The sequence below is a fragment of the Achromobacter sp. MFA1 R4 genome, assembly GCF_900156745.1.
Lineage (GTDB): Bacteria > Pseudomonadota > Gammaproteobacteria > Burkholderiales > Burkholderiaceae_B > Achromobacter.
The window spans coordinates 5178067-5198521 of the sequence record NZ_LT707065.1 but is presented as its reverse complement, the minus strand read 5'-3'; the positions used below and the strand labels follow the sequence as shown (position 1 = coordinate 5198521).

The 20455-nt window shown below is 68.0% G+C and carries 19 protein-coding genes; 10 read left to right on the top strand and 9 right to left on the bottom strand.

The genetic code is table 11. The features are described 5' to 3' along the window. The first annotated feature begins 1 nt into the window (after nt 1). Nucleotides 2-760 (top strand): Fe-Mn family superoxide dismutase, encoded by a 759-nt coding sequence (locus BXA00_RS23825; RefSeq protein ID WP_076520856.1) that lies wholly within the window; start codon nt 2-4, stop codon nt 758-760. A gap of 6 nt (nt 761-766) precedes the next feature. Here BXA00_RS23825 and BXA00_RS23820 read toward each other — a convergent pair whose 3' ends face one another. From BXA00_RS23820 to BXA00_RS23780, 9 genes are read right to left on the bottom strand one after another with little or no spacing between them, the layout of a single operon-like run. After that, nucleotides 767-1921 (bottom strand): iron-containing alcohol dehydrogenase, encoded by a 1155-nt coding sequence (locus tag BXA00_RS23820; protein ID WP_076520855.1) that lies wholly within the window; start codon nt 1919-1921, stop codon nt 767-769. Nucleotides 1922-1925: 4 nt separating this feature from the next. After that, nucleotides 1926-2534 (bottom strand): ANTAR domain-containing response regulator, encoded by a 609-nt coding sequence (locus tag BXA00_RS23815; RefSeq protein WP_076520854.1) that lies wholly within the window; start codon nt 2532-2534, stop codon nt 1926-1928. Then, nucleotides 2531-3670 carry a transporter substrate-binding domain-containing protein gene (locus BXA00_RS23810; RefSeq protein ID WP_076520853.1) on the bottom strand — a complete coding sequence of 380 codons (1140 nt, stop codon included), beginning with the start codon at nt 3668-3670 and terminating at the stop codon, nt 2531-2533. Before BXA00_RS23810 ends, BXA00_RS23815 begins: the two co-directional genes overlap by 4 nt. Continuing rightward, nucleotides 3667-5178, bottom strand: a complete 1512-nt coding sequence (locus BXA00_RS23805) for an amidase (RefSeq protein ID WP_076520852.1) — start codon at nt 5176-5178, stop codon at nt 3667-3669. Before BXA00_RS23805 ends, BXA00_RS23810 begins: the two co-directional genes overlap by 4 nt. Before the next feature lie 13 nt (nt 5179-5191). Further along, a complete protein-coding gene (locus tag BXA00_RS23800; protein WP_076520851.1) occupies nt 5192-5896 on the bottom strand; it encodes an ABC transporter ATP-binding protein in 705 nt (234 codons plus the stop codon). After that, nucleotides 5880-6614: an ATP-binding cassette domain-containing protein gene (locus tag BXA00_RS23795; protein ID WP_076520850.1), complete on the bottom strand. Its 735-nt coding sequence runs from the start codon at nt 6612-6614 to the stop codon at nt 5880-5882. Before BXA00_RS23795 ends, BXA00_RS23800 begins: the two co-directional genes overlap by 17 nt. Continuing rightward, nucleotides 6611-7603, bottom strand: coding sequence for a branched-chain amino acid ABC transporter permease (locus BXA00_RS23790; RefSeq protein WP_076520849.1), 993 nt, complete (start codon nt 7601-7603; stop codon nt 6611-6613). The genes BXA00_RS23795 and BXA00_RS23790 overlap by 4 nt, the downstream gene beginning before the upstream one ends. Next, nucleotides 7603-8472, bottom strand: coding sequence for a branched-chain amino acid ABC transporter permease (locus BXA00_RS23785; RefSeq protein ID WP_076520848.1), 870 nt, complete (start codon nt 8470-8472; stop codon nt 7603-7605). Before BXA00_RS23785 ends, BXA00_RS23790 begins: the two co-directional genes overlap by 1 nt. 7 nt (nt 8473-8479) lie before the next feature. Continuing rightward, complete coding sequence (locus tag BXA00_RS23780; protein ID WP_076520847.1) at nt 8480-9721, bottom strand: ABC transporter substrate-binding protein; 1242 nt, start codon at nt 9719-9721, stop codon at nt 8480-8482. Between the two features lie 509 nt (nt 9722-10230). On the opposite strand from BXA00_RS23780, the gene BXA00_RS23775 reads away from it, so the two are divergent. Genes BXA00_RS23775 through BXA00_RS23735 form a run of 9 tightly spaced genes read left to right on the top strand, consistent with a single transcriptional unit; the run spans nt 10231 to nt 20401 of the window. Then, on the top strand, nt 10231-11373 hold the full coding sequence (locus BXA00_RS23775; RefSeq protein WP_076520846.1) for a formylglycine-generating enzyme family protein: 1143 nt from the start codon (nt 10231-10233) through the stop codon (nt 11371-11373). A 46-nt stretch (nt 11374-11419) separates the two neighbouring features. Continuing rightward, nucleotides 11420-12379, top strand: coding sequence for a MoxR family ATPase (locus tag BXA00_RS23770; protein WP_076520845.1), 960 nt, complete (start codon nt 11420-11422; stop codon nt 12377-12379). A 23-nt stretch (nt 12380-12402) separates the two neighbouring features. Continuing rightward, the gene (locus BXA00_RS23765; protein ID WP_076520844.1) at nt 12403-13338 is read left to right on the top strand and encodes a DUF58 domain-containing protein; all 936 of its coding nucleotides are present in this window, start codon (nt 12403-12405) and stop codon (nt 13336-13338) included. Continuing rightward, nucleotides 13335-13826 (top strand): DUF4381 domain-containing protein, encoded by a 492-nt coding sequence (locus BXA00_RS23760; protein ID WP_076520843.1) that lies wholly within the window; start codon nt 13335-13337, stop codon nt 13824-13826. Before BXA00_RS23765 ends, BXA00_RS23760 begins: the two co-directional genes overlap by 4 nt. Beyond that, the gene (locus BXA00_RS23755) at nt 13813-14814 is read left to right on the top strand and encodes a VWA domain-containing protein (protein ID WP_076520842.1); all 1002 of its coding nucleotides are present in this window, start codon (nt 13813-13815) and stop codon (nt 14812-14814) included. Before BXA00_RS23760 ends, BXA00_RS23755 begins: the two co-directional genes overlap by 14 nt. After that, complete coding sequence (locus BXA00_RS23750) at nt 14805-16313, top strand: VWA domain-containing protein (RefSeq protein ID WP_076520841.1); 1509 nt, start codon at nt 14805-14807, stop codon at nt 16311-16313. The genes BXA00_RS23755 and BXA00_RS23750 overlap by 10 nt, the downstream gene beginning before the upstream one ends. Nucleotides 16314-16360: 47 nt before the next feature. Next, nucleotides 16361-17704 carry a BatD family protein gene (locus BXA00_RS23745; protein WP_076522093.1) on the top strand — a complete coding sequence of 448 codons (1344 nt, stop codon included), beginning with the start codon at nt 16361-16363 and terminating at the stop codon, nt 17702-17704. Further along, entirely contained in the window at nt 17704-18732 is a 1029-nt protein-coding gene (locus BXA00_RS23740; RefSeq protein WP_076520840.1) for an HAD family phosphatase, read from the top strand. The genes BXA00_RS23745 and BXA00_RS23740 overlap by 1 nt, the downstream gene beginning before the upstream one ends. A 46-nt stretch (nt 18733-18778) precedes the next feature. Beyond that, entirely contained in the window at nt 18779-20401 is a 1623-nt protein-coding gene (locus BXA00_RS23735; protein ID WP_076520839.1) for an arylsulfatase, read from the top strand. The last annotated feature ends 54 nt before the right edge of the window (nt 20402-20455 follow it).

Sequence of the window (20455 nt, the reverse complement as noted above, 5' to 3'; positions counted from 1 at the left end):
CATGAATACGTTGACCAAACCACAGGCGCGGGATCCGGTACAGGTTCCCGGTCGGCGCGGCACGCCGCTGCGCAGCGACGCCACCAGGAATTACCTCGGCGGCGATGGCGTCATTCCCCAAGGCGGGCTGTCGGTGGCCCTGGAGCGGGATTTCGGATCGGTGGACGGCTGGCGCGCGGATTTCACGGCGTTGGCCTTATCAAAATGGGAAGGGGCAGGGTGGGCGACCCTGTCGTGGTCCGGGCGCGAGGCCAGGCTGATCAATCATTGGACGGACGACCTCGCCCAACTGCCGGCCGGCGCCACGATCCTGCTGGCGCTGGAGATGTCAGACCGCGCAGCATTTCAGGACGGCTTCGACGGCCAGGCCAGCACCTACGTGGACGCCTGCCTGGCGCAAGTTCGTTGGGAAACCATCGCTCCCGAGTATGCGCGGCTCATCGAGACCGCCAGCGCGCCGCTGGGCGTGTCGCCGTCAGAGGCGGCAGGGCAGGCGGACACCCCCATCATCGACGTGCGGCGGCGCGCGGTCTTCGACAACGCGCAGGACAAGATCCCCGGCGCGCCATGGCGCGATCCTGCCTTGGCCGGGCAATGGCAGCACGACATCGCCCGCGGCCAGCCCGCCATCGTCTACTGCGTCCATGGCCATGAAGTCAGCCAGAGCGTCGCACTGGCGCTGCGGGCGCGCGGGGTGGAGGCGTTCTACCTGGCCGGGGGAATCGAAGGCTGGAGACACGCCGGGCTGCCGATGGGGTGACCGGCTTCAGTAGGCAGCGCGATAGATCTCCAGGGCCTGGGCTTCGTCTATCGGCAGCGGATTGTTCATCAGCAGGCGCTGCTGGGCCATGGCGGCGCTGGCCAAGCCGGGCAGATCCGCCTCGCCGATGCCGACGGCGCGCAGGCCCAGTGGCAGTTCGGCCTGACGGATCAGGTCTTCCAGAAAGGCGATGAAGGCGGCCGCGCCTGCTGCCGCGTCGGCGGCGGGCGGCAGGCCCACGGCCTGTCCCAGCTCTGCGTAGAGGGGCGCCGCCGCCTGCGCGTTGAAGTGCAGCACGGCGGGCAGCACCAGCGCGTTCGACAACCCGTGCGGCACATGGAAAATGCCGCCGATCGGATAGGCCAAGGCATGAACGCCGCCCACGGGGGCATTGGCGAAGGCCTGGCCCGCCAGCATGGCGCCCAGCAGCATGTCCGAACGGGCCTGCATATTGGCGCCGTCGCGGCAGACCGTGAGCAGGTTGGCGGAAAGCAGCTTCAGCGCCAGGATGGCCAGATGATCGGACAGGGGATTCTTCAGGCGCTTGCTGGTATAGGCCTCGATGGCATGCACCATGGCGTCCACGCCGGTGGCGGCGGTGGCTGAAGACGGCAGGCCGACGGTCAGTTCGGCATCCAGGAAGGCCGCATCGGCGTACAACTGCGGCGCGACCACGCCGCTTTTGGTGGTGGCGCCCGTGGTCACGATGGAAATGGGCGTGACTTCCGAGCCGGTGCCGGCCGTGGTCGGCACCTGGATCAGCGGCAGGCGCGAGCCGGTGACCTGATTGATGCCGTACATGGCCGACAGGGGCTGCTCGCTCTTGCACAGCACGGCCACCAGCTTGGCCACGTCCATCGACGAACCGCCGCCAAAGCCGATGACCACGTCGGCATTGAACTGTCGCGCGCGCTCGGCGGCGGCCTGGACCACGGATTCGGGCGGGTCGGCGACGACATCGTCGATGACCAGGGTTTGCCAGCCGTGGTCGGCCAGGCTGTCCAGCGCCGGCGCCAGCGCGCCGCTGCGGTGCAAGAAGGCGTCCGTTACCAGCACGGCTCGCGCGCCGGCATGACGTTCGCGCAGCGGGGCGCCCAAGCGGCGGGCCAGGCCAGGTTCAACAAGGATGTGGGCGACGGTCTGGAAGGAGAAGGCGGACATGGGATCAGGAGAGTTCGTTGATGATGGTTTGCGCCACGTCTTCCAGCGAGGAGCGCGTGGCCATGGCGCGGCCCTGGATACGGCGGTGCGCTTCGTGTTCGGTAATGCCCTCGCGGGCGATCAGCAGGGTTTTCGCGGTGGCGACCTTGCTGACGGCGGCGTAACGGTCTTCCAGCTTGCGCACGTGGGCCAGCGTGGCGGCCTGCTGACGCCAGGCGGTGCGCGCCAGCAGGAGCTGGGTCAGGAGACCGAAGGGCCGGATGGGGCGTTCGATGACGCCGGTGCAGCCGCTTTGCAGCACCAGTTGCAACGTGGCCGGGTTTTCGTATTCGACGATGCCGACCAACGGCGGGCTCAGCTCGTTCAAGCCGTCGGCCAGCTTCTGGATCGCGTCGCGCTGGTCTTCCTCGATGGGCAGGACCACCACGTCGGCGTCGGCGCCGAGCTTTTCGGGCAGTGGCCATTGCTGGGTCGGCACGCACCCGATGCGCTTCAAGTGCGACATCAACAGGCGCGACTCGGCGTCTTGCGGGTGCAGAACCAGCACACGCAGGCCATTGAGTTCACGCAGCGCCGTGATGCTGCGGCCGGGCCGGGTCGGGGGAGCAGTCACGGTAGCGCCAGGGCCTCAGGGTCCAGCGCGTGGTCCACCAGGTACGGCACCGGCCGCACCGCGGCACGCGCGGCATAAATGATTTCAAACTGCCGCTGGGCATTGATGCGGGCGATGCGCGGCCAGAGCGAGGTGTGCTGCGTGTCGCCGTCTATGGTGACCAGGCCCTGCGGCGCCTCGAACTGGGCGCCGTCCAGCGCCCGCACCAGATCGGGCGGGGCCAGGCTGCCGGCCTGGCGCGCGGCCAGGGCAACCAGATGCACCTGGAAATACGCGGCCTCGGCGCCGGCCGTGATCGGGCTGTCTTCACCGAAGCGGGCGCGATAGGCCTGGGCAAAGCGTCGGCTGGGCTCGGTGTCCAGGGTGGCGAAATACGGCGCGGCCGTGATGTGCCCTTCGGCCTGTTCGGCGGTCAGCGCGGCGACGTCGGTCTCGTTGGTGGCGAGGCTGACGATGGGCATGCGGGCGGGGTCCAGGCCCAGTTCGCGGTAGGCGCGATACAGCTTGACGATGTCACGCCCGACCATCGTCGAGTAAATGGCGTCCGGGCAAAGCGCCACCGCGCGCTTGAGCACCTGGGTCACGTCCTCCTGCGGGGCGTTCAGCGGCAGATAGACCTCGTCGACCACCTCGCCGCCCGCCTGTTCATACAGCTCGCGCATGATGCGGTTGGACTCGCGGGGGTAGACATACTGGCCGCCAATGAAAAACACCCGGTTGCCAAAGTGCCGGATGACATAGCTGGCCAGTTGCACCGAGTTCTGGTTGGGCACCGAGCCGCCGTAGAAGCAGTTCGGGGAATACTCGAAGCCTTCGTACAGCGTGGCGTAGAACAGCAGCGCGCGGCGGCTTTCGATGACGGGCAGCACCGCCTTGCGGGTGCTGGACATATGCGTGCCGAAGATCAGCGGCACGCGCTGCACGTCGCACAGCCACTCGGCGGCCTGGCGGTAATCGGGCGGCTGCGCGCCGACCTGGGCACGCACCGGGATCAGCGGCACGCCGGCAATGCCGCCGGCGGCATTGACCTCGTCGATGGCCAGCAGGGTAGCGTTTTCCTGGGTGACCTCGGTGGCCGCCGTCAGGCTTTCGTGCGAAAACAGCAGGCCGACCCGATGGCCATGTGCGGGGCTCACAGCGCCGTCCAGTCGAGCGAACGCTCGAAAGCATGGGCGGCGCGGTACAGCGTCGATTCGTCGAAATGGCGGCCGATCAGCATCATGCCAACCGGCAGGCCATCGCGCAGGGCGCAGGGCACGGAAATGGCCGGGTGGCCAGTGACGTCGAAGGGCGCGGTGTTGGCGTTCATTTCAAGGGCGCGGGTCACGAAGAGGTCGGGCGCCGCGCCGGCGTCGATGAGGCGCGGCGCGCGCATCGGCACCGTCGGCATCAGCAGCACGTCGACGCGGGCCAAAGCCTGATCATAGGCCTGGCGCAGGCGCCGCGCGAGGTTTTGCGCCTTGCCATAGTACTGGCCGCCGTAGCGCGCGTAGAAATACTCGCCGGCCAGCAGGCAGGTCTTGACGTCGTGGGGGAATTCGTCGGCGTGGTCGCGCCAGTGGCGCTGCGCCTGCATCAGGCCGGTCACGTACAGGCCCTTCCAGTTGGTCCCGTAGTTGAAGCCCTTCATCTGCTGGGTCGTGCCTTCGACGGCAATCGGCGTCCAGATCGCGTGGCCCTTGCGGTGCAGGGGCACCGGCAGCTCGATGACCTCGGCGCCCAGCGCGGCCAGTTCGGCGGCGGCCCGGCGCACGCCATCGTCGACCTCGGGTTCGCTGTTGTGCCAGCCAAAGCCTTCGGGCACCACCCCGATGCGCAAGCCCTTGAGCGGCTGGCCCAACGCATCGCAATAGGCGGGGCGCCCGGCCGGCAGGTTCTGCTGGCGCGGATCCAGGCCATCGGCGCCCGCGATGGCGTCCAGCAGCAAGGCGTTGTCGGCCACCGTGGCAGTCATGATGCCGGCGTGGTCCAGCGTCATTTCAATCGGCATGATGCCGGTGTAGGGAATGAGGCCATGAGTGGGCTTCATGCCGTAAATGCCCGAGTACGCGGCGGGAATGCGCACCGATCCGCCCTGGTCGGTGCCGATCGCCATGTCGGCTTCGCCCGCGCCGACCAGGGCCGCCGCGCCCGAGGACGAGCCGCCCGCCGAATGGTCGGGGTTGCGCGGATTGCGCACCGGGCCCGCGGCATTGGTATGGCTGCTGCCCGACACGCAGAAATACTCGCAGTGCGCTTTGCCCACGATGCGGCCGCCCGCGTCCAGGATGCGGGTGGCGACCGTCGCGTCCTGGTCCGGCACATAGCCGCGCAGCGTGGCCGCGCCGTTCATCATGGGCACGCCGGCCAGGCACACGTTGTCCTTGAGCACCACGCGCTTGCCCGCCAGCGGGCCGCCGGGGCGGCCATCGATGTCGGTGCGCACATACCAGGCGTTGAGCGGGTTGTCTTCGGGCTGCTCGCCCGGCGTGCGCGGATAGCGCACGACCGGGGGCTGGTCGATCAAGGCATCGACCTGGTCATAGTCGGCAAACGTGGCCTCCAGAATGCGGTCGTAGGCGCGCAGCGTCGCGTCGTCTAGATTCAGGCCGATGCGGCGCGCGGCCTGGTCCAGCGCTTCCAGAGTGGGACGGGGAAGGGACATCTCGGATTCCGTATCAGGATTGCAGACCGCCGAAACGCCGGGCGATCTCTTGGGGAGTGGTGGTGGCGGTGGGAACGTCGGCGATCAGCTCGCCTTTTTCCAGCACCAGGATTCGGTCGGACAACGCGCACAGAAAATCGATGTCCTGTTCGACCAGCAGGATGGCAATGCCATGCGAGGCGCGCAGGGTCTGCAAGGCCTCGACGATTTCATCGCAGATCGAGGGCTGGATGCCTTCGGTGGGTTCGTCCAGCAGCATGAGCCGGGGCTCGCCGCACAGGCAGCGGGCCAGCGCCAGCAGTTGCTGCTCGCCGCCCGACAGGCTGCCGCCCGGGCGGTCCAGCAGGCGCTGCAGGCGCGGAAAAACCGTCAGCACCGAAGCGATCCGGGCGTCGGCCTCGCGCAGATTCTTCACGCAGCCCATGCGCAGGTTCTCGGCCACGCTCAGCGCTGGGAAGATCTGCCGCCCCTGGGGCACGAAGCCCAGGCCCTGGCGGGCCCGCGCGTGCGGCGCCAGCGCGCCTATCTTTCGTTCGCCCAGCGTCAGCTCGCCGCCGGTGAGCGGCAGTTCGCCCATCAGCGCGCGCAGCAGCGTGGTCTTGCCCATGCCGTTGCGGCCCAGGATGCCGGTGAATTCTCCGGCGGCCATCTGGAAACTGACGCCATGCAGCACCGGGATGCGGCCATAGCCGGCCTTCAATTCATGCGCGTGGAGCATGCGTTTCTCCTTGCTTGCCCAGATAGGCGGCGCGCACGCCTGCGTGCGCCATGATGTCGTCGAAACTGCCTTCCGCCAGCACTTCGCCCTGGTTGAAAACGGTGATGCGGCCCGCGATCAGGCGGATGAAGGCCATGTCATGCTCGACCACGACGACCGTGCTGTGGCGGTTGATGGCCGCGATCACCTCGGCGGTCCTGCGCACTTCCTGGTGCGTCATGCCGGCCGCCGGTTCGTCCAGCAGGACCAGTTCGGGCCGCGATGCCAGGATCATGCCCAGCTCGACCCACTGGCGTTGACCGTGGGCCAGCGCGTTGACGGGCGTGGCGGCCTGCGCCTGCAGGCCGATCTCTGCCAGCACTTGCGCGGCGATCCCGGCCGGCGCGCCCTCGGCGCGCCGCGCGGCCGCCAGCCGCAGGTTCTCGCGCACGTCCAGGCCTTCGAAGACGCTGGGCACCTGGGTCTTGATGCCGATGCCCAGCCGCGCCACTTCGTGCGTGGCCAGGCCGCGCAGAGGCTGGCCCTTGAAGCGGATCTCGCCGCGGGTCGGGCGCAACTGTCCCGACAGCATCTTGAAGAACGTGCTCTTTCCGGCGCCGTTGGGACCGATCAGGCAGCGCACCTCGCCCCGTTCCAGGCGGAAATCGACTTCACGCACCGCGTGCACGCCGCCAAAACTCACGCCCAGGCCCTGGGTTTCCAACAAAAGCGTACTCATGCCTGCTCCTTCGGCGAGCGCACCAGACGGCGGGCGGCGTCGGCCACCGTCGGCGCGAGGCCCCGGGGGATCAACAGCACAAACAAGATGAGGATCACCCCGAGCACGAGGCCCGTATCCACGGTGTGCTGTGCGCCCAGTTGCGTGACCATGGCTTGCAGCGCCACGCACGCGATGACGGGCCCGATCAGGGTGCCGCGTCCGCCGACAATCACCCAGATGATGATCTGCGCCGACTGCGACAAGCCGAAGACACCGGGGCTGACGAACGCGCCCCAGTTGGCGTACAGCATGCCCGCCAGCCCGGCCAGCGCGCCACCCAGCGTAAAGGCGGCCAGCTTGTACAGGCTGGCGTCATAGCCCAGCAGCAGGGCGCGCTGTTCGTTCTCGCGCACCGCGGCGACCACGCGTCCAAAGCGCGACGCCATGACGGCGCGCAGGCCGAAATACGCCGCGATCAGGAGCAGGGCAGCCAGGGTGAAGCTGCCCTCGGGCGACAGCGGTTCGGCCGCGCCGGGCAAGGTCAGCGGCGGGATCGACGGAATGCCGTTGAAGCCGCCCAGCAGGGCCTCGCCGATGCGATAGCTGTCGCCCGACGTGGAATTCATCAGGTTAAAGAGGATCAGCGTCACGGCCAGCGTGATGACGCCCAGGTACACGTCGCTGATCTTGCCGTAGAACATGAAATAGCCGAGCAGGGCGGCAAAGGCCGCCGGCACGGCGACAGCCAGCGCCATGGCCCCCAGGCCCGGCCCGAAGTTGAAGGCGCCGACCGCCCAGGCATAGGCGCCCAGGCCAAAGAAGGCCGCCTGTCCAAAGCACAGGATGCCGCCATGCCCCCAGACAAAAGCCAGGCTCAGGGCCAGCAGGGCCATGACCAGGTAGACGGTCATGGACAGCAGGCTGAACATATCGACGACGGTGGGCAGGAACACCGCGGCCGCGATGGCCACGGCGCCCAGCCCTAGAGAAATCACGGGTACACGCATCAGATTGCTCGCTTGAAGAATCGGCCGGTGATGCCTTGCGGCAGCAGACGGATCAGCACGATGGCGGCCAGCAGCAGCGCCACCTGGCCGTAGACGGGCGTGGCCAGAAACGTCACGCCCTGGCTGATGGCGCCGAAGAAGCCCGAGGCACTTACCGTGCCGGCGATGACCGCGCTGCCGCCGCTGATCACCGTGATGAAGGCCTTGGCGATATAGGCCGCGCCGATGGTCGGAATGACGCCGGTCAGCGGCGCCAGCACGGCCCCGGCCATGCCGGACAAGGCTGCGCCCAGTCCGAACGTCAGCTTGTAGACGCCATTGGGGTTCATGCCCAGGGCGTTGGCCATGGCCGCGTTCTGCATGCAGGCGCGGGCACGCAGGCCGAAGTCGGTAAAGCGCAGCAAGCACCACAGCGCCACCATGACGCCCGCGGCCAACGCGATCAGGAAGAGGGTGTAGCCGCTGGCCTGGCGCGTGCCGATGGCAACGCCGCCCAAGGGCGAAGAGATCCCCACGGTGGTGTTGCCGAAGACCATGGTGGCCAGGCCGATCACCGCCAGCGACAACCCCCATGTGGCGAGCATGGTGTCTATCATGCGCCCGTAGAGGTGACGCACCAGCAGGTGTTCAACCAGCACCCCAAACAGGCCGACGGCCAGCGGCGCCAGCACCAGCATGGAAATCCAGATCGGCACGCCCCATTGATTGGTGGCCAGGATGGCGACATAGCCGCCCAGCATCATGAACTCGCCATGCGCGAGGTTGATGATCTTCATCATCCCGAATACCACCGCCAACCCGACGCTCAAGAGCGCCAGGATGGCGATCGCACCCAGGATATCGATGGCATAGATGACAACGATATCCATGGATCGCTCAGAACTTGATGGCGTACTGACGGTTGTCCGCCGGGTTCTTGATCAGGTCGCAGACGGCGGCCGTGTCGCCGGGCTGCTGCTGGGGAAAGCTCTCCACCAGATTGAGCTTGCGGTCACGCACCTCGGCAATGTGCACGTCCAGGGTGCAGTGGTGGGTTGCCGGATCCAGCGTCACGCGGCCGCTGGGGGCATCGATGGCAATGCCGGATTCCAGCGCTTCGATAACCTTCATCCGGTCCACCGAGCCGGCCTTGCGCACGCCTTCGGCCCAGAGCATGAAGCCCTGGTAGGCGCCCATGGCCAGTTCCGTGATGTAGGGATAATCGGCGCCGTAGCGGGCATGAAAGCGTTTGACGAAGTCGGCGTTGACCGCGCCGGGCAGCTCTTGCAGATAGTTCTGGCAGACCAGGAAGCCATTGCATTCCTCGGGCGACAGCACGATGTGCTCGTTGCCGCCGGCGAAGGTGGTCGAGGCGAGCGGGATCTTGCCCGTCATGCCGGTGGCCTTCCATTGGCGATAGAACGACATGTGCGCACCGCCCACCAGCGCCGACCAGATGAAATCCGGCGAAGCCGCCTGGATCTTCGAAATCGCCGCGCCGAAGTCGGTGACGTCCAGCGGGAAGAACTCGGTCGCCACGGTCTTGCCCCCCACGTCGGCGGCGTACTTGCGCACCCAGTTGGACACGATCTGGCCGTAGTTGTAGTCGGCCGCCACGATGTAGACCTTCTTGCCCCATTTCTTGACCGCGTGGGGCGCAAGCTTCTGCACGGTCTGCGCGGGCGTGACGCCGGCGGCGAAGTAGTTGCGGTCGCACACGCCGCCTTCGTACTGGTTGTCGTAGAAGTACAGCGTGCGATAGCGGTTCAGCACCGGGCGCACGACCTCGCGCGAAGCCGACGTAATGCCCGCGTGCACCACGGCCGCCTTGTCGCGCAGCGCGGCCTGCTGCGCGAACTGGGCATACAGCTGCATGTTCGACTGCGCATCGTAGGCAATGAAGTTGAGCTGCTTGCCCAAGAGGCCGCCCTTGGCGTTGATCTCTTCGGCCGCAAACCGCAGCGCGTCCATCACCGGCTTGCCGTAGATGTCCAGGCCGCCCGACAGATCGTAGATGGCGGCGACATTGATTTTTTCCTCGCCGGCCGCAAACGCGCGCGTGCCCGTGAGCCCCATCAGGGTGGCGGACGCGGCGGTAGCAGCGGTGGACGAGAGGAACTGACGGCGGTTCATGCTCATGTTGGTAGGCCCCTTGAGCGCTTGCGGCGCGCACGGACCCACGCCCGGCGCAAAAGACAGGGACGAGCAGGGGCCAACGCCGAAAGTCGCGTAGACGTGTGTAGGTGTTTGGATGTGCCGAGAAGTCGGCTGGATGTCGACGCCGTTGTCGACGAGAAAAACTGAGCGGCCTGGTGGGAAGTTGCGCCTTTGGAACTTGCCCGGCCGGTCCTCGGGGAAGAGGACAAGGCGAATTCTAGGGGAAGGATTTGGCGCGGAATAGCCCCGGGATTTCCCTAGGCTGGTTTGCGCGGGGCAGGGCATGACGTCCTACGGCTGTGGGCACATCGGTCGCGCACCGATGGCGTATCGATGGTGCATCGACGCCGCATGAAAAAACTTTCCCCCGGTTTTCGCATTTCGGATAGCGCCTGGCCCAATCAGGAACTATTTTTGATTCAGCGCAATAAGAGACTTCTCAATTCCTGACACACCATCGTCCGCCTTGCCCCCCATGTCGGAGAACGAACGTGAGACAGAAGCTGAAGATCGGATTGACCGTGGCGGCGGTTCTTGGGGCTTCGGCCGCAATCGGCGCCTATGTGGCGGGAACCTTCACCACACCCCAAGCCACTGTCGCCAAGTTGGGCGACGGCAAAAGCGGCCCGGCAGGCATGGCCTGGATCCCCGGGAACGAATTCCTGATGGGCAACGACCATCAGATGTCGCAGCCCAACGAACGTCCCGCGCACAAGGTGCGGGTAAGCGGCTTCTGGATGGACGTTAACGACGTCACCAATGCGCAATTCCGCCGTTTCGTCGACGCCACCGGCTACGTCACCACCGCAGAGCAAAAACCGCGTTGGGAAGACCTGCGTCCGCAGTTGCCGCCCGGCACGCCGCGCCCGGACGACAGCGCGCTGGTGCCGGGCGGCATGGTCTTCATCGGCACCGAAACCGAAGTCTCGCTGCGCGACTTCTCGCAATGGTGGCGCTTCGTGCCCGGGGCCAACTGGCGTCATCCGCTGGGGCCGGGCAGCAATATCGACGGCAAGGATGAACACCCGGTCGTGCAAGTGTCGTACGAAGACGCGCAGGCCTACGCCAAATGGGCCGGCAAACGTCTGCCGACCGAGGCCGAATGGGAGTTCGCCGCGCGAGGCGGGCTGGAACAGGCGACCTATAGCTGGGGCAATGAACTGCAGCCCGACGGCAAGGCCATGGCCAACATCTGGGACACCCGGCAGCAGCAACCGTTTCCCGTGGTCAAGGATGAGAAGGTGCAAGTGGGCACGACGCCGGTCGGCAGCTATGCGCCCAATGGATACGGTCTGTACGACATGGCCGGGAATGTCTGGCAATGGACGGCCGATTGGTATCGCGCGGACGCCTTCCAGGTGCAGGCGCAATTCCGCCAGCCCCCGCAGGACCCTGCGGGACCTGCCGACAGCTTCGACCCCGACGATCGCAGCGTGCCGGCCGCGGCGCCCAAGCGCGTGACCCGCGGCGGCTCGTTTCTCTGCAGCGATACCTATTGCATCAGCTACCGCGCCAGCGCCCGGCGCGGCACCGACCCGCTCAACCCCATGTCGCACCTGGGCTTTCGCACCGTCATGACGCCGGACCAATGGAAGCTGGCCAAGACCCGGCAGGGCAGCATCGCCAGCCGTTGATCATCCGCTCCTTGCGAGCGGCCTATCCTGGTGGGGGGGAAGAGGCATGGCGAATCGTGACGGCATTCTGGCGCTTGAACAGGCCGTGTCCCGGGAAGTGCTTGGGCAGGCGCCCGTAATCCGCAAGATCATCCTGGCGCTGCTGGCGGACGGCCACGTCCTCCTTGAAAGCTTGCCTGGCCTGGCCAAGACGCGGTCGGTCAAGGCGCTGGCCGAGCACCTTGCGGCCGAGATGCGCCGCATCCAGTTCACGCCGGACTTGCTGCCGTCGGATATCACCGGCGCGGACGTCCTGCAGCAGGACGCGCAAGGGCGGCACGAGGTCGCCTTCCAGCCGGGCCCGCTGTTCGGCAATCTCATCCTGGCCGACGAGGTGAACCGGGCGCCCGCCAAGGTCCAGTCGGCCCTGCTGGAAGCCATGGAGGAACGGCAGATCACGGTCGGCGGCGAAACGCGCGCCATGCCGCCGCTGTTCATGGTGCTGGCCACGCAGAACCCGATCGAGCAGGAGGGCACCTATCCCTTGCCCGAGGCACAGATGGACCGATTCCTGATGAAGATCAGCTTCGATTATCCGGCGGCCGACGACGAGGCGGCGATGCTCGCGCTGCTGCGCCAGCCGCGCGAGGCGAAGGCGGCGCCGACGCGCCTGTCCCAGGAAGATCTGTTCGCCTGCCGGGCCGACGCCGCGGCCGTCCACGTGTCGGCGGCGACCGACCGCTACATCGTCGACCTGGTCAACAACACGCGGCGTCCGGGCGACCCCGAGCTGGCGCGCTGGATCCAGGTGGGCGCCAGTCCGCGCGGCGCCATCGCGCTGGACCGCGCCGCGCGCGCGCACGCCTGGTTGTCGGGCGCGGACTTCAGCTCGCCCGACGACGTGCGCGAGGTGGCCCACGCGGTGCTGTGCCATCGCCTGCATCTGTCTTACGACGCGGTGGCCGATGGCGTGACCCCCGGCGCGGCGATCGACCGTCTGCTGGACACGGTCGCGGTGCCCGCCTAGGGACCCGCCCAAGGGACGCCAACGTGGAATCGCACCCCGTCCATCCGCCGCTGCACGAGCTCGTCGCCCTGGAAGGGGCGATCGCCGGGCTGTCCTTTCATGCGGCCCAGCCGCTGGGCAGCGTGCTGGCCGGTCTGCATGGCTCGCGGCTGCGCGGCCGAGGGCTGGACTTTGCCGAGCTGCGCCGCTATGTGGCCGGCGACGACCTGCGCCAACTGGACCTGCGGGCCTCGCTGCGCTACGGCAAACCCTATGTGCGCGCCTACACCGAGGAGCGCGACCGCCCCACGCTGGTGCTGGCGGACCAGCGCATGAGCATGTATTTCGGATCGGTGCGGGCCTTCAAGTGTGCCGTCGCCGCGCGAGTAGCCGCGATGGCGGCCTGGATGGCGTTGCGGGCCGGTGACCGCGTCGGCGGCATCGTCTTCGACGATGACGGCCAGCGCAGCATCAAACCCCTGCGCAGCCGGGACCGCGTGCGCACGTTCCTGGCGGAAGTGGTCCGGGCCAACCAGGGCCTGTCGGCCGAGCGTCCTGACCGCCCCCGGACGGGGGGCCTGAACGCGGCGCTGCGCGCGGCCCTGGCGCAGGCGCCGCACGATAGCCTGGTCTGCATCGTCAGCGACTTCTCTGGCGCCGACGACGACACCTTGCGCAGCCTGCGTCTGCTGGCGGCGCACAACGACGTGGTCGCGGCGCTGATCTTCGACCCGATGGCGCAGAACATTCCGGCCCGCGGCCATTTGCTGGTGACCCAGGGCGAGCTGCACCTGGAAATCGCCGTGGGAAGTCAGCGCGAACGCCAGCCGCTGGCAAACTTCTTCAGCGGCCGTTTGCGCGAGGTGGCCGAGCTGCTGCGCCGCAGCCGCGTGCCCTTGCTTACCATCGACACCGCGCAGGACGAGGCCACGCAGTTGCGCAGCGAGCTGGGCCGGCGGGCCACAGGAGGGCGGCCATGAACGCCGAACTGCCCGGCCTGGATCAGTTGCGCGAGCTGCCTTTGCCCGCGCCGGTTTCCTATTGGCCGCAGACATGGGGCTGGGCGGTGCTGGCCTTGCTGTTGGCGGTGGTGGCGGGAGGACTGGCGCTGCGCGGGTTGCGGCGCTGGCGCAGGAACCGCTACCGGCGCAAGGCGCTTTCCGAGTTGGGACAGATCGAGGCCGCCGCCGCGTCCGATCCGCTGGCGGCGCGCGGCCTGCCCGCGCTCCTCAAGCGCACCGCGCTGGCCGCGCAAGCGCCCGGGGGCAAGGCCGCGCCCCTGACGGGCGAGGCCTGGGCGGCATGGCTGGCCCGCAACGGCCCGCCGCTGCCCGGCGATGGCGCGCGTCTGCTGGCGACGCTGGCCTATGGGCCGGACGCGGCCGTGCGCACCCTGGATCCGGCAGAGGTGCGCCGGCTGCTGGCGGCGGCCCGGCACTGGATGGAGCGTCATCATGTGGCGGCTTGAGTATCCCTGGCTGCTGGCGGCGGCGCCGCTCGCCTGGGCCGCCTATCGCTGGCTGCCGCCTTATGTGCAGGCTCGCAGCGCACTGCGCACGCCGTTCTTCGACACCATGGCAAGGCTGACGGGCAAGTCGCCCACGCGCCCCGGCGTGGCGGCCGGCGCGGGGCAGCTATGGCTGAACGTGGCGGTGTGGCTGCTGTTGCTGTTAGCGATTGCCCGCCCGCAATGGGTCGAGCCGCCCCTGACCCATACCGAACCGGTGCGCGACATCCTGCTGGCGGTGGACATCTCGCAATCCATGGATAGCGCCGATTTCCAGGATGCCCAGGGCAGGCCGGCCACGCGCTGGCAGGCAGTCAGGGACGTGGTGTCGGATTTCATCGCCAAACGCGGCGACGACCGGCTGGGGCTGATCGTGTTCGGCACGGGGGCCTATCCCCAGGCGCCGCTGACCCGCGACCATGCAACCCTGAGCCTGCTGCTGGACCAGACCGCCGTCGGCATGGCCGGGCCGAATACCGCCATCGGCGACGCGATCGGGCTGGGCATCCGCATGCTGGACGCGGCCCGGGAGCGCGACAAGGTCATGATCCTGCTGACCGACGGCAACGATACCGCCAGCGCGGTGCCGCCGCCGCGCGCGGCCCGGCTTGCCGCCTCGCACCACATCGTCGTGCATACGATAGGCATCGGCGATCCCCAGGCCAGCGGCGAGGACCGGGTGGACTTCGATGCGCTGCAGGCCATTGCCAACGCGACGGGCGGGCGGTTCTTCCGCGCCGGCGACCTGACCGCGCTGCAAGAGGTCTACGCCGAACTGGATCGCCTGACGCCGCAAGAGGTGAACACGCTGCGGCATCAGCCCAAGCACGAGTACTTCTGGGCGCCTCTGGCCGCGGCGCTGGCCTTGCTGGCGCTCTGGCACGCCGTCGCGGCCCTGCGAATGCACGTCGGCGCGGGCAAGGACAGGGGGAGCGCATCGTGGACCTGAGCGCCTTTCACTTCCTGCGGCCATGGTTCCTGCTGGGCATTGCGCTGGCCATCGCGCTGTGGGCGGCCGGCCGCGCGCACCGGGGCGGGGTCGGGGACAGCGGAATCGCGCCCCATCTGTTGCCCTATCTGACCGTGCGGTCGGCCGGATCGCGCGGTCCTCGGCCGCTGGACCTGGTGGCGGCGATGCTGGCGCTGGGGTCGGTGGCCGCGGCGGGACCCGCCTGGCAACGGGACGAACCCGACTTCCTCGACAACGTGGCGCCGCTGGTCGCCGCGGTCGACCTGTCGGCGACGATGGACGCCACGGATGTGCCCCCCTCGCGGCTGGAAGCCGCCAAGCAAACGCTGCGCGACCTGGCGGCCAGGCGGGCGGGCGCCAAGACCGGCCTTATCGCCTACGCCGGCAGCAGCCACCTGGTGCTCCCGCCCACCGACGACCGGGAACTGCTGGACCTGTTTATCCAGGCGCTGTCCACCGACCTCATCGAACGGGACGGGCGCGACGTGCCGGGCGCCATCGCGCTGGCGGCGCAGGTGCTGGCGACCGAACGCGCCGGCGGCACGTTGCTCCTGATGACCGACGGCGCGTCCGCCGCCGACCCGGTCCGCCGGCAGGCGCAGGCCGCCGGCAATCTGCAGATTCTCGTCATGGCGGTGGGCAGGGCCGACTCGCAGGGAGGCATCGACGAGGCGGCCTTGCGCGACCTGGCCCGTGCCGCCGATGCGCCGCTGGGCAGCCTGACCGCCACCCCGGACGATCTGGACTGGATCACCTTGCACGCGCAACAGCACTTCCAGTCCGTGCAGGACGCCGGCGCCGGTCCGTCCCACTGGAAAGACGCGGGATATTGGCTGTGCTGGCCCTTGGCCTTGCTCGCGCTGCTGGCCGTGCGGCGCGGCTGGCGGGTGCCGTGGCAGGCCTGCGTGCTGGCGGGCGTGTTTGCCTTTGCGGCGCCGCCGCAGGTCCACGCCAACGGGCTGGCCGACGCGTTCCTCACGCCCGACCAGCAGGGCCGCCTGGCGTTCGACCGCGGCGACTTCGGCGCCGCCGCCGGGCATTTCCAGAATCCTTATTGGAAAGGGCGCGCGGCCTATGCGGCCGGCGATTATGCCGCCGCCCTGGCGGCCTTCTCGCAGCAGACCACGCCCGAGGCGTATTTCTATGTTGGCAACACGCAGGTGCGGCTGCGCCGGTATGACGCGGCGCTGGCGGCCTACGACCGGGCGCTGGCGCTTCGGCCCGGGTGGCCGGCAGCGGTGGAGAACCGCGGCATCGTGGCGCGCCTGCTCGCGGCGATGAGCGAGGAGCAGCAGGGCGACCAGGCCGAGCCCCCCGACCAGACCATCGCCGACAAGACCGCCCAGGCAGGCCAACTTGCCACCGTGCAGGTCCAGCAGGCGGCATCGGAGGACATCTGGCTGCGCACGCTGAGCCTGTCGCCCGCGCGCTTTCTGCGCGGCAAGTTCGCGGTCCAGGACGCGGGGGGGCAGCCATGATGCGCCGGGCCTGCCGATGCGGCCTGCTGCCGGAGATGGCGGCGTCGATGGCACTGGTGTTGGCGGTGGCGCTGGCGCTGGTGCTGGGAATCGCGCTGCCGCTTCCGCTGCACGCGCAGGACACGGCGGTTCTGCGTGTGACCGCCCAGGCGCCCGCCCAGGGCCTGACAGGCGCCACGGTCGAACTGCATCTCGAAGTCATGACCAGCACCTGGTTCACCCAACCGCCCCAGTTGCCGAAACTGGAGCTGCCCGGCGTCATGGTGACCCCGCCGTCAGGCCAGGGCGAACTGGTGCGCGACGAGCGGGACGGCGTGGCCCTGAACGGCTTGCGCTACACCTACCTGCTCAGCGCGCAGTCCGCCGGCACCCTGCACATACCTGCCTTGCGCGTATCGGCCCACCTGGGCCCGGGCGGCGCCGCCATCACGGCCGAGAGCGCGCCGCTGTCCATCGCGATTTCGGGCGAAGCCCGGCCGGACAAGGTCGTCGGGGAACTGACCGTGACGCAGTCCTTTGCGCTGGCCCCCGATCCCCTCGTCCAGTGCGGCCGCATTACCCGCAGCGTCACGCAGCGCGCCGACGGCGTGCAGCCCATGCTGCTGCCGCCTGCTCCGTTGGCGGACGTGGCGCATTTCAAGCGCTATCCGCGCGAGCCCGAGGTCATCACGCTGACGGACGGACGCGGCGGCTTCGTCGGCGCGCAACGGATCGACCGGGCCGACTATGTGGCGCAGGAGGCGGGCAGCTTCGCGTTGCCGCCGCTGACATTGCACTGGACCGACGGACGCAGCGGCGCGGCGCAAAGCCAGACCTTGCCCGGCCGCCAGGTGGACGTTGCCGCCGCGCCCGCGGCCCCGCCGCCTTTCTCGCTGAGCGAGGACCTTGCCAAGCTGCGCCACGGCGCCCGCTGGGCGCTGCCAGCGTGGGCGATGCCCGTGCTGGCCGGCCTGGCCGCCGTGGGACTGGCGCTGTGGCTGGGCTGGTCCTGGTGGAAACGGCTGGCGCTGGCCCTGGGCGCCGCCGTCCAGCGCGGCAGGCAACGCTGGCGGGCAAGCGAACCCTGCTATTGGCGGGCCTGGCGCCGCGAGGCGCGCGCGTCGCGCCCCGTGCTGAGCGATTTCTACCGCTGGATGCGGCGCAGCGGCGGCGCGGTGGCGCTGCGGGCGGCGCTGGCCCCGATGAACGAGCGGGACCGCGAGTTTGCGCAAGCCACGCTGCGCCAGGTGTACGGAACGGGCGCAGGCGGGGACGGCTGGCGGGCTCGCCTGGCCTCCCGCAGCCGCGCATGGCGCAAAGCCTGGCGCCGGTCCACGCCGGCCCGCCACGCCTTGCCTGTGGAACTCAATCCTGTGAACCAAGGGCGCGATCCGCGCACGGGGAGAAGCTGATGCGGCGTTTCAATGAACTCGAACCGGTGCGGCGCTGGCTCGCAATGATGTGGCTGCTGGCGCTGTGCCTGCTGGCCGGCTGCGCGGCGCCGCAATCCCATACGCATGCCGACCTGCCTTCCTGGGCGGACGGCCCCTCGCGCGACGCCATTGTCGAATTCGTGAAGGCCGTGACACAGCCGGGCAGTCCGGATTTCGTGGCGCCGGAAGCCCGCATCGCCGTCTTCGACAACGACGGCACGCTCTGGAGCGAACAGCCTCTGTACTTCGAGGTGCTGTTCGCATTGGACGAGGTTCGCGCGCAGGCACCTTCCCATCCCGAATGGCAGGTGCGCCAGCCGTTCAAGGCCGCGTTGCAGAACGACCAGGCCGCGCTCGCCAAGTCGGGCTCGCACGGCATGATGGAGATCATCGTTGCCACCCACACCGGCATGAGCGTCGACCAGTTCAGCCAGCGCGTCGATCGCTGGCGGCAGACCGCGCACCATCCCCAGACCGGCATGCTCTACAGCAGCATGACCTACCTGCCGATGCGGGAGCTGCTGGACTACCTGCGCGCCCGCGATTTCAAGACGTACATCGTCTCCGGCGGCGAGACCGAGTTCATGCGTCCTTGGACGCAGGCGGCGTACGGCATCCCGCCGGAACAGGTCATCGGCACCGTTCTCGCTACCGATTTCGTGTCCGACGGGGCCACGTTCCAGCTCATGCGCCAGCCCAAGCTGGAGTTCAACGACGACGGCCCCGGCAAGCCGGTGGCGATCCAGCGCCAGATCGGACGCCGGCCGATCCTGGCGTTCGGCAACTCGGACGGCGATCTGCAGATGCTCCAGTGGACCATGGCCGGCCCCGGCAAGCGCTTTGCCGGCCTGGTCCATCACACCGACGCCAAGCGCGAATGGGCGTATGACCGCCAATCCCACGTCGGCCGCCTTGACAAGGCCCTGGACGCAGCGCGCGTCCAGGGTTGGACGATTGTTGATATGGAAAAGGAGTGGAAGCGAATCTACCCGTCTGAAAAACCTTGATTGTTTCTGTTGACTAGGTGCCCGTGCGCGGGCAAGGAGAGCAGCGATGAAAGCAAGACGATGGTGGGGAGCGGCCTTGATGGTCGCCAGCAGCCTCGCGCTGGCGGGCGGGGTCTATGCCCAGAGCGCGCCGCCCAAGGCCCAGGAGTCCGGCAAGAAGCCCAACATACTCGTCATATTCGGCGATGATGTCGGTCAGACGAACATCAGCGCCTATGGCAAGGGCGTGGTCGGTTACACCACGCCTAATATCGACCGCATCGCCAAGGAAGGGCTGATCTTCACGGACTACTATGCCGAGAACAGTTGCACGGCAGGCCGCTCGACGTTCATCACCGGTCAGGTCGCGCGTCGCACGGGACTTTCCAAGGTGGGTATGCCCGGCGCGCCGGTCGGCCTGCAGGATCGTGACATCACGATCGCACAGGCGCTGAAATCCCACGGCTACGCCACCGCGCAGTTCGGCAAGAATCACCTGGGCGACCGGGACGAGTTTCTGCCCACCAAGCACGGCTTCGATCAATTCTTCGGCAATCTCTATCACCTGAATGCCGAGGAAGAGCCCGAGCGCCCGTATTGGCCCAAGAACTCCAACGACCCCATCATCAAGAGCTATCAGCCGCGCGGGGTCATCAAGGCCAGTGCCGACGGGAAGATCGAGGATACCGGCGCGCTCACCGCCAAACGCATGGAAACCATCGACGATGAGACCGTGGGTGCGGCGCTGGACTACCTGGACAAGCACGGCAAGGCCGAGAAGCCGTTCTTCCTCTGGATGAACACGACCCGCATGCACGTCTACACCCATATCCGCCCGGAGCATCGAGGCAAGAGCGGCATGCCCGGCAACGACTATGCCGACGGCATGTGGGAGCATGACCAGGACGTGGGCAAGCTGCTGAAAAAGCTCGACGACCTGGGGATCGCGGACAACACCATCGTGATCTACACCACCGACAACGGACCCAATCAGTTCAGTTGGCCGGACGCTGCCACGACGCCGTTCCGCAACGAGAAGAACTCGAACTGGGAAGGAGCGTACCGGGTGCCCGCGATGATACGTTGGCCGGGTCACATTCCCGCCGGCGAAGTCAAGACGGGCATTGTGTCGGGGCTCGACTGGTTTCCCACGCTGCTCGCGGCAGTCGGGGACCAGGACGTCAAACAGCGCCTGCTGAAAGGCTGGACTCCCGACGGGGCCGGCCGGAGCTACAAGGTGCACCTCGACGGCTACAACCAGCTTGATTACCTGACAGGCAAGGCGCCCGAAAGCGCGCGGGAAGACTTCTTTTACTTCAACGACGACGGCATGTTGGTCGCGATGCGGTATCAGGACTGGAAGGCGGTCTTTTGCGAGCAGCAGGCGCCCGGCGGGTTCGCGGTGTGGAAAGACCCGTTCGTGTGCCTGCGTGTGCCCAAGCTCTTCAACCTGCGCATGGACCCCTATGAACGCGCGGATGTCGTCTCCAACCAGTATTACGACTGGCTCGTGAAGAACGATTACCTGCCGCTCATCGCGTCGATGAAGGCCGGGGAGTTCCTCAAGACGTTCATCGAGTATCCGCCCAGCCAGCGGCCTGCCACGTTCAGCGTGGACCAGGTCCAGGAGGAAGTGGATCGCGCGATCGAAAAGCAGTTCGAAGAGGCGGCCAAAAAGCAGGCCAAGTAGGACGGGGCGCGGCGGCGGTCCTGTCCGCCGCCGCGCATCGCCAACGTTGAAGGG

Excerpts from the sequence above, each read along its gene's own strand:
- BXA00_RS23825 (WP_076520856.1), top strand. The coding sequence starts at position 2 with ATGAATACGTTGACCAAACCACAGGCGCGGGATCCGGTACAGGTTCCC.
- BXA00_RS23820 (WP_076520855.1), bottom strand. The coding sequence starts at position 1,921 with ATGTCCGCCTTCTCCTTCCAGACCGTCGCCCACATCCTTGTTGAACCT.
- BXA00_RS23805 (WP_076520852.1), bottom strand. The coding sequence starts at position 5,178 with ATGTCCCTTCCCCGTCCCACTCTGGAAGCGCTGGACCAGGCCGCGCGC.
- BXA00_RS23800 (WP_076520851.1), bottom strand. The coding sequence starts at position 5,896 with ATGCTCCACGCGCATGAATTGAAGGCCGGCTATGGCCGCATCCCGGTG.
- BXA00_RS23795 (WP_076520850.1), bottom strand. The coding sequence starts at position 6,614 with ATGAGTACGCTTTTGTTGGAAACCCAGGGCCTGGGCGTGAGTTTTGGC.
- BXA00_RS23790 (WP_076520849.1), bottom strand. The coding sequence starts at position 7,603 with ATGCGTGTACCCGTGATTTCTCTAGGGCTGGGCGCCGTGGCCATCGCG.
- BXA00_RS23785 (WP_076520848.1), bottom strand. The coding sequence starts at position 8,472 with ATGGATATCGTTGTCATCTATGCCATCGATATCCTGGGTGCGATCGCC.
- BXA00_RS23780 (WP_076520847.1), bottom strand. The coding sequence starts at position 9,721 with ATGAGCATGAACCGCCGTCAGTTCCTCTCGTCCACCGCTGCTACCGCC.
- BXA00_RS23770 (WP_076520845.1), top strand. The coding sequence starts at position 11,420 with ATGGCGAATCGTGACGGCATTCTGGCGCTTGAACAGGCCGTGTCCCGG.
- BXA00_RS23760 (WP_076520843.1), top strand. The coding sequence starts at position 13,335 with ATGAACGCCGAACTGCCCGGCCTGGATCAGTTGCGCGAGCTGCCTTTG.
- BXA00_RS23755 (WP_076520842.1), top strand. The coding sequence starts at position 13,813 with ATGTGGCGGCTTGAGTATCCCTGGCTGCTGGCGGCGGCGCCGCTCGCC.
- BXA00_RS23745 (WP_076522093.1), top strand. The coding sequence starts at position 16,361 with ATGGCACTGGTGTTGGCGGTGGCGCTGGCGCTGGTGCTGGGAATCGCG.
- BXA00_RS23740 (WP_076520840.1), top strand. The coding sequence starts at position 17,704 with ATGCGGCGTTTCAATGAACTCGAACCGGTGCGGCGCTGGCTCGCAATG.
- BXA00_RS23735 (WP_076520839.1), top strand. The coding sequence starts at position 18,779 with ATGAAAGCAAGACGATGGTGGGGAGCGGCCTTGATGGTCGCCAGCAGC.